This is a genomic window from Mucilaginibacter sp. P2_D11 (assembly GCF_056404435.1).
This window is the reverse complement of record NZ_JBFUEA010000010.1, coordinates 63,875-77,848: the sequence shown is the minus strand read 5'-3', so window position 1 is coordinate 77,848 and position 13,974 is coordinate 63,875. Positions and strand designations below refer to the sequence as shown.

Genomic DNA, 13,974 nt, shown 5'->3' with positions numbered 1-13,974 from the left:
TCTCGCTTTTGCGAAGGTTGGTGTAGCTCAGTTGGTCAGAGCAGGAACACCGAAAGGTGTATTTCACTTATTGCCTGTTACCCTTTTTAATGGAAAAAAAGAAGATGCCGTGTATCAGCGTTACTTCGCCTTAAACGCCAAACCGCACGCTGATCAATTGTCGCTCTTCTTTTTAAAGGTGCCGTAAACCTGGTGATACATCGGTTAGAACGCTCCGGCTATGCCGGGGAAACGTCGGTTCAACTCCGGCCAGCGGTTAGTTCCGGAAGTAGTTTAGAAAAAAAACGTCACAGGTTAGTTGTTGCCCTTTTATTACCTATTAGTGGAAACGTCTGATTACCACCCCTGCCTGTGGTGGATCTAGACTGGTGTGAGATAAGACAATCTCGAAAAGCCAATATTGGGAACGAGCCTGTTTTAGTTTTTTATAGCTTGATTGCAGTAAGGATGTGATAACTGACCATTTTCATAATTGCCTAAGCCGCCATCCTGCACTCTTTCTATATGGTCATAAGAAATGGATTTTTCGGAATCAATATACCCTTGACAAATTGGACATTTAAGCGCATTTTTCAACGTTGAGTAAATGAAAATTCTGGATTTGGCTTCGTCTGTGAAACGGCTTGAGGTATTCTTTTCATTCCCTACAAATATTTTTCCCGTCAATAACGCCCAATCAATTATATCTTGCTCCGTAACCGCCTGGTTGTTTTTTAAAGCAAGATAAATTTGGTCAATAATTTTCGAATAAATATCAACTCGTTTATTTGATCCCTGCTTCTGTAAAACGGTCGCTATTAAATCTTTGTGATCAATTAGAAAATCCTCAATCTTAGATCTAACTTTCGTGAAATGTTTAAAAAACTCACCGTCATTATTTGCCAATTTCTCAGAAATAAATTTTGTGGTACCTAAAAAAAGCGGCGCTGAATGGACGCCAGAGGGGCCATAAAAATATATTGCGGGATGAAGTCCCAAACTTCCATTATCGTTGCCAGTTATCCTTGATGTTATTTTTTGTGCTTTTCTTAGAACACTTATCGTTTGATCACCAGCAGTATCGTCTGTTCCATAGTTAATTTTGATATCCTTATCGGTTTGAGTTAAGCAAGTAATACTTAAATAGTTAATAAGTATTTGTAAGGCGGCCCTTATGCCTTTTGAGCCACCCAAAGGCAAATCTAAAGTCTTTATGGGAGATGTTGTTTCGGGATCAAATAAATCATAATGAAGTTTTTTTGATAAGTCCTCAATTGTGACGGTATTGGCATCCGAAAAACTTGACCAGTATTTATGACCCTTACCAGCTCTGATTATTGCCCTTGCCGAAATGGCAATTGGTCTCTTTCTAAATTCGAGCAATGAATGTTCAATGTCATCGAGTGGGGTACCTTGAGTGTTTATTCTGAAAAATGATGCTTCTGCCTTCTCGGCATCCCCTTTTACCCATTGTACAGGAAGAGCCCTGGTGATTACGCTGGAAACTTTTGCATCGATTTCTTGATTTTCCAGTTTTGTTTTTATATGTTGATATGTTCCAAAGGAATCAGCCACTAATTTTCTTACTTTTTCAGCACTCTTTTTTTGATTCGATGAAATTGAGTCTCCAAAATATTTAAGAGATAAGGGGCCATCCCCATAGTCATCCTCCACCCAAGCTTTTAACACACTTAAACGATGACCGCCATCAATAACAAACAAAAAGGTGGGTGATTTCCATAAGATAACTGATGGTATAAGATCGTTATTAATAAAGCATTCAAGCAACGAAAAAACCTGAGCGGGAGTCCAATGATTTGTTTCCCTTTGAAAATCTGGCTTTCTTAAAAGTCGACCAGTTAAACCGGTAGTAAAGTCTGTAATTGAAATTCTATCTATTATTTCTGAGGAATTGTCATTGCCAGTAGTTTGGGCAAAATCGGCCCTCGTTATCATCGCATCAAGGTTTACTAAAAATTGTGATTTGGACATAACTTAGGTTACTAACTAATAAGTCATAAATGTATATGTTTTTCTTCAAAGAGAAACGCTGCACTGGTCAAACTTCTAGTTTAACTACCCAACATTTTGAAGGCCTAGGCTAAACCCTTTAATCTATGCTTGTTTGCAAAAGCCATTCCTTCACAGTACTCTCGATACCCATTTTTCCAATTCCCACAAAAAAACAACCCTTTTGTTACGTATTTTACTATAAATAGGCTATGTTTATAACATAAAACGTAGCCGATGTCGATAAAAGTAGCAATCCGTCATTTTACAAGTTATAAATACGACAAGCATATCACGCTGTCGCCGCAAGTTATCCGTTTGCGTCCCGCCGCGCATTCGCGTACCATGATCAAAGGCTATTCGCTTAAGATACTGCCCGAGAAGCACTTCATCAACTGGCAGCAGGACCCCTTTGGCAATTACCTGGCCCGCATCGTGTTCCCCGAGAAGGTGAACGAATTTGTGATAGATGTTGAGGTGATTGCCGATATGGTGGTGATAAACCCCTTCGATTTCTTCGTGGAGGAATACGCCAACCACTACCCTTTTGAGTACGAGGATTCGCTGCAGAAAAACCTGGTGCCCTACCTGGAGATAACCGAGCGCGGCCCCCTGCTGATGGAGCTTACCGAAAAAGCCGCCGAATTGCTCAAAAAAAATACCGTTACACAGGATTTCCTGGTGAGCCTTAACCGCTTGCTGTACCTCACCATCTCCTACAACATCCGGATGGAGCCGGGCATACAAAGCTGTGAGGAAACATTAGGGCTTAAATCCGGCTCCTGCCGCGATACAGCCTGGCTGTTTGTGCAATTGCTTCGCCATTTCGGACTGGCCGCCCGCTTCGCATCGGGTTACCTGGTACAGCTAAGGCCCGATATCAAATCCTTAGACGGCCCATCCGGCCCCGAAGAAGACTTTACCGACCTGCACGCCTGGACGGAAGTTTACCTCCCCGGCGCGGGTTGGGTGGGCCTCGACCCTACCTCGGGCCTGTTCGCCGGTGAAGGCCACATCCCGCTGGCCTGTACGCCCGATCCGCAGAGCGCGGCCCCCATCAGCGGCATGGCCGAGCCTGCCGAAACCGAGTTCCACTTTGAGAACACCATTACCCGTATCGAAGAAAAACCCCGCGTAACCAAGCCCTTCTCTGATGAGCAATGGGAAGATATTATGGCCCTGGGCGATAAGGTTGACGAAGAATTTGCCGCCAACAACGTGCGCCTCACCATGGGCGGCGAGCCTACGTTCGTATCGGTAGATAATAACGAGGCCCCGGAATGGAACTCCGCCGCCGATGGAGAGCACAAACGCCGCCTTTCCAATATCCTGTTCCATAAGCTAAAGAACGAATACGGCGATGGCGCGCTGATGCAATACGGGCAGGGCAAATGGTACCCCGGCGAACCCCTCCCCCGCTGGAAACTGGCCTGCTACTGGCGCAAGGACCACGTGCCGATGTGGAACAACGATAAGCTGATGGCCGATATCTCCAAAGATTATGGCCTTGGCCCTAAGGATGCCAAGAATTTTATGCGCCTGCTAGCCAAGGAGCTGCACCTGGATACCAAAAACATCGCCCCCACCTACGAGGACCCTTTTTATTTTCTTTGGGAAGAAAGCAAGACCCCAATAAATGTAGACCCGCTAAAGGTTGACCTGAAATCGCCTTTGGAAAGGCAAAAACTGGCAGAATTGCTCAATACCGGCCTCAACGAGCCTGTTGGCTATGTGATACCAATCAAGTGGGATTTGGAGCAAAGCAATTGGCAAAGCTGTAAATGGAGCTTCCGCCGCAACAACTTATTCGTCGTACCGGGCAATTCGCCGGTGGGCCTGCGCCTGCCGCTGGATTCGATACAATACTACGACCCAGCCGAGCAGGAACAACTGCCCGAAAGGAGCCTGTTTGCCGATGTTGAAGCCCTGCCGGATGGCGACCATCTTATCCCGTCGGTAGGCCCTAAATTCAACAACAGCAAAATCATATTTAAAACCGCATTGGTGGTAGAGGTGCGGCAGGGCAAGCTGTTCATCTTCTTCCCGCCTACCAGTTATTTCGAGCATTACCTCTATCTGGTTAACGCCGTTGAACGCACCGCGCAGCAATTAAAAATGCCTGTGCTGATAGAGGGCTACGACCCGCCTACCGATAACCGCGTTACCAAAATGATGATAACGCCCGATCCTGGGGTTATCGAGGTGAACATTCACCCCGCAGCCAGCTGGCGAGAACTGGCCACCAATTACGATATCCTCTACAAAAAAGCAGCGGAATCTCGCCTGGCTACAGAAAAATTCAATATTGATGGCCGGCATACCGGAACGGGCGGCGGCAACCACGTAACGCTTGGCGGCGAAACCCCGGCAGATAGTCCGCTATTGCGCCGGCCCGATATATTGCGCAGTTTCATCACCTTCTGGCAGCACCATCCATCGCTGTCGTACCTGTTCTCTACCCAGTTCATCGGGCCAACCAGCCAGGCGCCACGGGTAGATGAGGGCCGTATGGAGAACCTTTACGAATTGGAAATCGCCTTCCAGCAGGTGCCCGACAGGGCCGAAAACGAAGTGCCGTTCTGGCTGGTCGACCGAATCTTCCGTCACTTCTTAACGGATATCACCGGCAACACCCACCGTTCGGAGTTCTGTATCGATAAGCTCTACTCGCCCGATTCATCGAGCGGCCGCCTGGGGATATTGGAGTTCCGCGGCTTCGATATGCCGCCGCATTACCGCATGAGCATGGTGCAGTTCCTGCTCATCCGCACGCTGCTGGCCTGGTTCTGGAAAACGCCCTACAACCACAAACTGGTACGCTGGGGAACCGAACTGCACGACCGTTTCCTGCTGCCGCACTATTGCCTGAAAGACATGACCGAAGTGGTGAACAGCCTGCGCGATGCGGGTTACGGTTTCGATATTTCCTGGTTCGAGCCGTTCTTCAGCTTCCGTTTCCCTTTCCTGGGCGAACTGCAGGTAGACGATATCAACATCGAGATAAAGATGGCTATAGAGCCATGGCATGTATTGGGCGAAGAGATGTCGAGTACGGGCACTTCCCGCTTCGTAGATTCATCGTTGGAGCGCGTACAGGTAAAAATATCCGGCCTTACCGATTCGCGCTACACCTTCCTGTGCAACGGCCTCAAAATACCGCTGAAAAGTACCGGCGTACAAGGCGAGTATATTGCAGGCGTGCGTTACCGGGCATGGCAACCACCATCGGCGCTGCACCCCACCATTGGCACGGATACTCCGCTGGTTTTCGATCTCTTCGACACCTGGACGCAGAAATCCGTAGCAGCCTGCCAGTACCATGTTTCGCACCCGGGCGGCCGCAGTTACGATACTTTCCCGGTGAACAGCTACGAGGCCGAATCGCGCATCATTTCCCGCTTCTTCGATTTTGGGCACTCGGTAAACCTGGTAGAGCCAGCCTCAGCGCAGCAAACTACCGGCGGCCGTTTCGTAACCAAAATGAACATATTACCGCAGTACACCATTACCAACGAGGTGGTAAGCCCCGAATACCCTTATACCATGGATTTACGCAGATATAAAAATGCCAAAAATTTATAGCGGAAAAATATAGATTTGGGAAATGATTGAAACGTACCTGCGCCGGAGCGGCACCACTGCCAAACCTTTCTTTGATGAGCTCGCTGCGCCCGAAGGTGTGGTACGCGAGCATTGGAAAAAGCTTGCGCATGCTTACGAAGAGTTGGGCCTGGATAAGATGGAGCTGCGCAGCCGCGAAATTAGCCAGGAGCTACGCGATAACGGCGTAACCTATAACGTTTACAGCGACCCCGACGGCATCAACCGCCCATGGAAGCTCGACCCAGTACCCATGGTTTTCAGCCAGTTGGAATGGGAAAGCATAGAACGTGGCCTTGCGCAACGCGCGGAACTGCTGAACCTTATCCTCACGGATATTTACGGCGAACGCAGGCTCATCAAAGAGGGCTTTATCCCATTCGACCTGATATTTACGCATAAGGGCTTTTTGCGGCAGGCCGATAAGGTGATCATGCCCGGCAAATTCCAACTGATACAATACTCAGCAGATTTGGTGCGCGGGCCAAACGGCAAAATGTGGGTACTGCACGATCGTACCGATGCCCCTTCAGGCGCAGGCTACACGCTTGAAAACCGTGCAGCCATGACGCGCGTATTCCCGGATCTGATACGTGAGAACCAGGTACGCAAGATATCTTCTTATTATCAAACGCTTAAGAATACCCTCACAAAGCTATCCATCCAAAATAAGGAGAACCCGCGGGTGGTATTGCTATCGCCGGGTACGGCCAACGAAACTTATTTCGAACATGCCTATCTCGCATCATCCTTAGGTTTTACCCTCGTTTTTGGGCAGGACCTTACCGTGAGCGACGGCTACGTTTGGCTCAAAACCCTCAAAGGGCTGGAAAAGGTAGACGTTATTGTGCGCCGTGTAGACGACATATTCTGTGATCCGCTGGAGTTCCTGGGCGATTCGCACCTGGGCGTAGTGGGGCTTATGGAAGCCGTAAGACAAAAAAAGGTAACCGTTATCAACCCATTGGGTGCCCGTATATTAGAAAACCCCGGTCTGATGGCCTTTTTGCCACGCCTCTGCAGGCACCTGCTAAACCAGGAACTGATATTACCATCGGTAGCTACCTGGTGGTGCGGGCACGAAAAGGAAAAGAAATACGTGCTGGATAACCTGCCCTTCCTCATCATCCGCTCCATATACCGCAGCAACGAAAACCGGCCCTACATTGGCAGCGAGATGAGCAAGAAACAGATAGAGGATTTGCGCAAAGAAATCATCACCCGCCCTTATTTATACGTGGCGCAGGAGGTGGTGAGCTTCAGCACCACGCCATCATTGATAGATAACAGCCTCCAGGCCTGTAACGCCATCTTCCGCAGCTACATCGTGGCCGATACCGAGAAGGAAGCCTATAACGTAATGCCGGGCGGCCTATCGCGCAGCTTCCCTACCAAAGGCGAGTTCATCATCTCTAACCAAACCGGCGGCATCAGTAAAGATACCTGGGTGCTTGGCCCTTCGCCCGAGGACCAGCCCAAACGCATCGTAAACCAGCCAATACTAAGGCAGGTAAAAAATATATTACCCAGCCGCACCGGCGAGAGCCTTTTTTGGCTTGGCCGATACCTGGATAGGGCCGTGAACGGTGTGCGGATGATGCGCATCGTACTGAAGATATACAACGAGCGCGACGACGAGATACACCCCGAAACCAACGAAACGCTAGTGATACTGCTTAAGAGCCTCAGCACCCTCACCAGCACCCTGCCCGGCTTCACCGCGCCCGACCAGGCCAAACTGCGGCAACCCGAGAAGGAACTGCTTTCGCTCGCGGTAGAAACCGGTCGTGCGGGCACACTGGCGCAATCGCTGCAGTCATTCCTGACCAACGGTTACGCCGTGCGCGACCGACTGAGCCTGGATACCTGGCGTATTTTAGACAGCATATCAGAAGAGTTTGAGCTGATGAAGCAAAACGGCAACGATTTGCGTAAGATATACCATAACCTGGATCAGTTCATCATTAAGCTGATGGCCTTCATCGGCCTCAATAATGATAACATGACGCGCGCCTCCAGCTGGCGCTTGCTCAACATAGGCCGCTTTTTAGAGTCGGCAATTAATACCTGCGCCGTATTGCAGGCCGCACTGGGCAATAACGTAAAGCCCGATGTTGAGAAGCAGCTAATGGAACTGGTGCTGATGTGCAACGAAAGCCTGGTTACCTACCGCTACCTGTACCGCTCTACGCTGCAACTGCCCGGCGTGCTTAATTTATTGCTCGTGAACGAGGATAACCCCAAGTCGGTAGCGTTTTTGGTTGCCAAGATAGATGAGCACCTGGCCCACCTGCCCGATAATTACGATGAAGGCGGCCTTAGTCCCGCACATAAAAAACTATTGGAAGCCTTGACTATGATAAGGCTTTGCGATATTAACAAAATGGTGCCTACGGGTCCCTTAAACGATTTCAGTAAAAGGGACCTCAACAGGTTCCTGCATCATTTGATAGAGGTACTGGGGCAGGCGGCAAGCATCATCTTCGAGAGTTACTTTAGCCCTACCCAAAGCCAGTACAGCTTCGTAAAAAGCAATAACGCCTTACCAGAACTATGAAATACCAGGTTACCCACATCACCCGGTACGAGTACCAGCTCCCGGCCTCGCTTTGCCACAACCTGGTGTACCAGGTTCCCGTGAACCATAGTTTCCAGGAGGTGGAAAAGGTACATTACCAGATACACCCCGTGCCGCATTTTTTAGCCACGCGGGAGGATTTCTTCAATAATAAGTTCATTTATTTTTCCATTGAGGAGTTTCACCAGAAACTCACGGTGGAAATAAAAAGCGAGGTTAAGGTGGAGCAGCCTATCTGGACAAACACCGTAGCCAAGGATACCACGCCCTGGGAAAACGTGGCCAGCTGGCTGCGCAGTACCAGTGCTGATAACGACATCAGGCAGTTCTACCTCGAATCGGACCATGTTACATTTATCCCCGGCATACGGGAATACGCACTGGAATCCTTTACGCCGGGCAGGCCCATTATGGAGGCTATGCTGCACCTGAACGCCCGCATCTTCAACGATTTCGATTTCACCCCGGGCTTTACCGATGTAACCACCAAACTGGAAGATGTTTTCCTGCACCGCAAAGGTGTTTGCCAGGATTTTGCCCACTTCTCGTTGGCCTGCCTGCGGGCCATAGGCCTTGCCGCGCGATATGTAAGCGGCTATATAGAAACCCTGCCCCCACCGGGCAAACCAAAACTATTCGGCTCGGATGCTTCGCACGCCTGGATAGCCTTGTTTATCCCTTCCGTGGGGTGGACCGAGTTCGACGCGACCAACAACCTGCTGGTAAACGACCGGCACATCCGCACAGCCATAGGCCGCGATTTTGCCGACGTAGTGCCCCTTAAAGGCGTTGTGTACAGCGGCGCAGGCCAGCGCATGTACGTAAATGTGGATGTAAGGCGGGTGGAGTAATTCTTGGCTCTTTGTGTTCAATATTAAATATCGAACACCGAATGTCAAATTTCGAATGATGAAGTAAAACACCATGCATAGCGAACAATGCTATGTGGAATGTCCTACTGCCGCAGGGTCCTTTTTCAAAGAGACGGAAACACCGACACCGAATAATGAATACCGAAATTTCTAACTTCGTCATTCGATATTCAGCATTCGGTGTTCAACATTATCTTCCAACTAATTCACCCTCGATGCATAGCACACCTTATGTATAAAGCTCAGCTTTTCTACCACTTTAGGCGGGATAACAAAGGGATACAAATCATGGTTGCCCATGCTGCGGTTCATGCTGTTCATGGCGAAGGTTAACGGCAGCCACATATCCAATAACTGCTGAAAATTTTGCTGCTCGTAAGGGTTTACCTTGATTACCGCGTTAGAGTGGTCGCTTTTGGTGGCAATGCGTGGCGCTACACTGATCCCGAAGGTATCTGCTGTTTCCAGCGTATCCATAATGTGCAGGTAATGTGCCCAGGTTTCGGCCCAATCTTCCCAGGAGTGCGATGTGGCATACTCGCTGATGAAATTCTGCTGCCAACCTGCAGGTGCGCCCTGGCTGTAATGCCGCTGCAAAGCCTGAGTATAATCCTCGCGCTCATCGCCGAATATTTGGCGGTATTCATCAATAAAAGCACTGTTGTCTATCAGGCGGTCCCAATAATAATGGCCAACCTCATGCCTGAAATGCCCCAGCAGCGTACGGTAAGGCTCATTCATTTCCTTGCGGGATAGCTCGCGCTTGTCGTCGTCGGCTTCGTTTATGTTCAGGGTAATCAGGCCGTTCTCATGGCCTGTCAACACTTTTTGCGCAGGGCTTAAATCCGTCAGGAAATCGAAACTGAGGCCTTTTTCCAAATCATCCAGTTTACTTAGCAGGGGCAGTTTCATTTGCAGCAAACTGTAAATAAGGCGGTGTTTTGCACCTTCAATTAATCCCCATTGGCGTATATGCTCAGGGTCGGTCAAATCCGGCACGATGTGGTTGAGTTCGCAGGCGCGGCAAAAGGTTTTATCGCTCTCGGCAGGTATCAACCAGTTACAAACCCCAAACTGGAAGTTGCTGCAATATTTAAAAGTCGGCTTAGTGCTATTCCCGAAAATCTTACCGAACAAGGGCGTCTTTTTGGCACTGTGCAAGGTATAAGTAAGATTCTCGCCCCGAACAAGCGTGGCAAGGCTTAAATTTTCGGGTATAAAACCTAAGGGGTGTTTGCAGCATTCGCAAAGGCTGTTTTCAAAGTATAACAACTGACCGCAATTGGTGCATTTAAATAATTTCATTTCTGTATAAGCGCCATCCTATTGTGAATGACTTGTGGGTTAACAGATTATAGCCCCACGGGTTTTTAAAGAAATGAAATAGCCGGGGAAGTTATTGCCGGAGCGCATAACCCGCAGTGAGTATGCGTCGCCTTCCTCAAAAAATCACAAATAAATCATGGTTTGCATGTGACATAGCATACATGTGCCCTATATATAGATGTTAACGACGTTGAAAACAACGTTACGAACAACGAAACACAAGTTTTAACCTATACATCACAATTATACTATGGGCCCTGCTTCAGTAATGAGGTGGGGCTTTTTATGGCCGGTCATGCAGCAATGCCCGACTAAAAGCAAAAAGCCGGGCATTACTGCCGCGGCTTTGGTGTATGATGGCCCGAAGTGCGATAAGATACGTGTTTCTTAAAGGCGCTTAAATATCGTGGGAAACTCTTCGCACCTTAATACTGTCGAGTTTTGCTTTTTTGATACTATCCAGTTTGTGTTGCGTGCTTTTTACTCTGTCCTTAATTCTGTCGAGTGGTTTATCAGTTGGCGAAACAGCGGGATCCTGCTCCGTTTTTCTTTGATTGCCACTACTGCCATTGTCGCCATTACCACCGGTTCCACTACCTCCGCTCCCATTTGTGGTACGGCCGGGGTTTCCGTCGGAGCCAGCGCCGGGTTTTATATCCACAGGAGGCTTTCCGGTACCCGCCGCACCTGTTGTGCCTGCCGGTTTAGCCGGCTTACCGCCCTGCGGCGTTGCAGTAGTGCCACCAGTTGTAACAGCCGGTTTTTGATTCCCGCCGGTTTTTGGTTTTGTGGAAGTCGGTTTGTCGGTATGAGTTGGCTCCACCGCTCCGCCTGCGGGAACGGGGTCCGGCTCCACTAATTTCGGCTTATCCTTAACTGTATGTGTTTCCGTAGTATCCTTTTTAGTCCCATCCAGCAACCCCAGTACCTGCTTGTTGAATATGCCGCCTAAAATTAACAGGGCCAACACGGCTATCAACACAAAAATAAGCGGACTGATGCCCTTACTTTTGCCCATGGCGCCGGCCGGGACCGCTTTTTTATCGCTGCCCAGCTTAAGCAGGTACAGCGAAAAGTTATCGCGGGTTTTATCCTTGCAATAGGTCATAAACAGACCTTCTTTATCATCGTTATCGTTCAGCAGGATGCCCTTCAGCCGGTCTTCGTTTATCTGCTCCAGCACGCCATCGGTGCAAAGCAGCAGGTAATCGTTATCGCGGATATCATCTATACGGTGCAACTCTATTTCAGATGCCCCGCCCGATGCGCTTAAGCTGCGGGTAATCACGTTGCGGTTTGGATGAGTGGCCGCTTGCTCTTCGGTTATTTCGCCTTGCTTTACCAGGTTGGCCACAAGGGAGTGGTCGATAGATTTCCAAACTACTTCGCCGTTGCGCAGGTGATAAATACGGCTGTCGCCGCACCAGGCAATGGTAACATGGTCTTTTTCCAGATGAGCCATCGTGAGGGTGGTGCTCATTTTTATTGCCTCGGGGTGTATAGCCGCAAAAACACGCATCGTGTTCAATGCATGCTGCTGGGCATCGTTGATGTAGGTTTTGGTTAGCCCGGTTGCCGGTGGTGGGTTCTTTTTAAAGTAAACCGGGAGCTCTTCGCTTACAATACGGCTGGCTTCCTCGCCCATGCTTTCGCCGCCCACGCCGTCGCAAACCAAAAACAGCTTGTCGGCGGTGGTGGCGCTGCCCGCTTTCGGATAAATAGAATCTTCCAGCTGTGGCCGTTGGCCTATTTGGTTTAAATAAGTTATTTTTTTTAGGGTAATCATTTGGTTATGCTTGTTAAACGGTCCTTGGTTTATAGTATATAGGGTTTAATTCAAAACGTCACGAATTATTCTAATTTTTTTTCTTCTTTTTTTTAAAACGTCAATACTGTTCTTTCTATGCCGTCGCGGCCAATCAACATCCGGGCGTTGTCGTTTGATAATGCCTGTAATTCTTTAAGAGCCACCGGGCTAGCGGGCTGGCCATCCACACTATAGATATGGGTGCCGCTGCGTATGTACCAATTGGTGCCACTATCGTTCTTCAGGCTTACTACTGTTGTGTTTCCGGGCACGAAATTGCCCAATAGTACCAGTGTATTCACCCCCGCGCTTTTGGTGAAATAATACCTGGGTGCGCCGGTTGCTTTTTCAACAACTACGGCAAATGGGGCATTCGCATAAACGGCAGCCTTAAGCGGAGCCAGCACCACCTTAATTTTTTCGGTAGATTTTATCCCGTCGCCGGTTATTTGCTTATCCAGTTTTACCAGCGGTTTTTCGGTAGCTGTATTCACTATTTCATAAACAGAATCATCACAATCCAGATAATAATGCCCGCCTTTTTTATACACGCTTATGTCCAGCGCCCTAAGTAAGGGATTGCCGAATACCGTAAGCTGCCCCTGGCTAAAGGTATAGCTTAGCGCTTGCGGGTAGCCGGCGCGGCGTATGGCTGTTGCAGGCAAACGTGTTTGGTCGTTAAGGGCGTAGCCGCCACCGGGCGGCGTTATATTGGGCAACACTTGCCTGCCGGAAGTATCTTTCGGCAGCGGCCGCGATGGGGGTGGCTTAGGGTGTTGTGCCACCTGCGGCTGCGGAACCTTAACATCGGTATCTTGTGGCCCTGCTTTTGGTGGTGTCGGCTTTACGGGCCTAACTACCACGGGCAGGCTGCCGGTACCGGTGGTACCGTTACTGGTAACAGGGCTCGTCAACTTAAATACTACAAAGAAAGCGGCAGAAGCAGCGGCAATGGCGCTTATTACGTAGATGTTCCGCCGCCAGTTTATGCTTCGTACGTTATCGCTTTCCTCCTCCTCTGCTGCGTATTCGTCGTAATAAAAATTAAGCTGTTTCTTTAGGTTTTCGCGGCCCGCCTGCTCTATGCCCTGATAAATTTTTTGATATACCTCTACTTCCTTCTTAAACTCCTCGTCGGTTAAAAAGCGCTCTTTAAATTCCCGCTGCTCAACCTCGTTAAGATTGCCGCTGAGGTATTTATCAATAAGGTCTATATCGTTTAAATCGTTCTCCACAACCTTTTAAGTTAAATTAATCACGTCCTCGTAGCGCACAAAGCCACGCATCTCTTTAAGGCAGGTAAGCTTTTTTTGCCTTACCGCATGCGCCGTAGGAAAACCCAGTTCCTCAGCAGCTTTTTCCATGCTCATGCCTATATAAATAGTGGCCGTAATAACCGCCCGGCAGCGTTCGCCCAATTTGTTCAGTTCGCGGTTCATAAAATCGGCCAGGCTCATGGTTGGCTTAAAGGTCAGGCCATCGTCCTGCGTGTCCTCGTCAACCGCCAGGCCGGGCAGGTGCTTTTTCCAGGTCTTCATCTTGTCGAGCTTATCGTGCCATTTGTTTTTTACCATGATGAAAAAATAGCCTTCGAGTTTGCTTTTATGTACATATTTATCTTTCCGCAGGTTATCAATCAAATCTGCTACCGCATCCTGAAAAGTGTCTTTGGCATCGTCTTCGTCGCCGCTGTTATTTAAGATGTACCTTTTAGCTGCGGGCAGGTTCTTTTTATAAAAGTACCTGCAGCACGCGTCGTCGCCATCTATCAATCCTGCTATCAATTGCAAATCATCCATATC

The 13,974-nt window shown here is 48.9% G+C and carries 8 protein-coding genes; 3 read left to right on the top strand and 5 right to left on the bottom strand.

All coding sequences use genetic code 11. The features are described from left to right. Nucleotides 1-417 precede the first annotated feature (417 nt). The gene (locus AC1DXC_RS16695) at nt 418-1,971 is read right to left on the bottom strand and encodes a GmrSD restriction endonuclease domain-containing protein (protein WP_477460301.1); all 1,554 of its coding nucleotides are present in this window, start codon (nt 1,969-1,971) and stop codon (nt 418-420) included. A gap of 255 nt (nt 1,972-2,226) precedes the next feature. Between AC1DXC_RS16695 and AC1DXC_RS16690 the strand changes: the two genes are divergently transcribed. From AC1DXC_RS16690 to AC1DXC_RS16680, 3 genes are read left to right on the top strand one after another with little or no spacing between them, the layout of a single operon-like run. Beyond that, the gene (locus tag AC1DXC_RS16690) at nt 2,227-5,571 is read left to right on the top strand and encodes a transglutaminase family protein (protein ID WP_477460300.1); all 3,345 of its coding nucleotides are present in this window, start codon (nt 2,227-2,229) and stop codon (nt 5,569-5,571) included. Nucleotides 5,572-5,593: 22 nt separating this feature from the next. Next, on the top strand, nt 5,594-8,146 hold the full coding sequence (locus tag AC1DXC_RS16685; protein WP_477460299.1) for a circularly permuted type 2 ATP-grasp protein: 2,553 nt from the start codon (nt 5,594-5,596) through the stop codon (nt 8,144-8,146). Next, nucleotides 8,143-9,018 carry a transglutaminase family protein gene (locus AC1DXC_RS16680; protein ID WP_477460298.1) on the top strand — a complete coding sequence of 292 codons (876 nt, stop codon included), beginning with the start codon at nt 8,143-8,145 and terminating at the stop codon, nt 9,016-9,018. Before AC1DXC_RS16685 ends, AC1DXC_RS16680 begins: the two co-directional genes overlap by 4 nt. A gap of 222 nt (nt 9,019-9,240) precedes the next feature. On the opposite strand, the gene AC1DXC_RS16675 is transcribed toward AC1DXC_RS16680, so the two are convergent. From AC1DXC_RS16675 to AC1DXC_RS16660, 4 genes are all read right to left on the bottom strand, one after another. After that, on the bottom strand, nt 9,241-10,344 hold the full coding sequence (locus AC1DXC_RS16675) for a zinc-binding metallopeptidase family protein (protein WP_477460297.1): 1,104 nt from the start codon (nt 10,342-10,344) through the stop codon (nt 9,241-9,243). A gap of 418 nt (nt 10,345-10,762) precedes the next feature. Continuing rightward, a complete protein-coding gene (locus AC1DXC_RS16670; protein ID WP_477460296.1) occupies nt 10,763-12,151 on the bottom strand; it encodes a PP2C family protein-serine/threonine phosphatase in 1,389 nt (462 codons plus the stop codon). Between the two features lie 92 nt (nt 12,152-12,243). Next, entirely contained in the window at nt 12,244-13,407 is a 1,164-nt protein-coding gene (locus AC1DXC_RS16665) for a hypothetical protein (protein WP_477460295.1), read from the bottom strand. A gap of 6 nt (nt 13,408-13,413) precedes the next feature. Next, nucleotides 13,414-13,971 carry an RNA polymerase sigma factor gene (locus tag AC1DXC_RS16660; protein ID WP_477460294.1) on the bottom strand — a complete coding sequence of 186 codons (558 nt, stop codon included), beginning with the start codon at nt 13,969-13,971 and terminating at the stop codon, nt 13,414-13,416. Nucleotides 13,972-13,974: the final 3 nt, after the last annotated feature.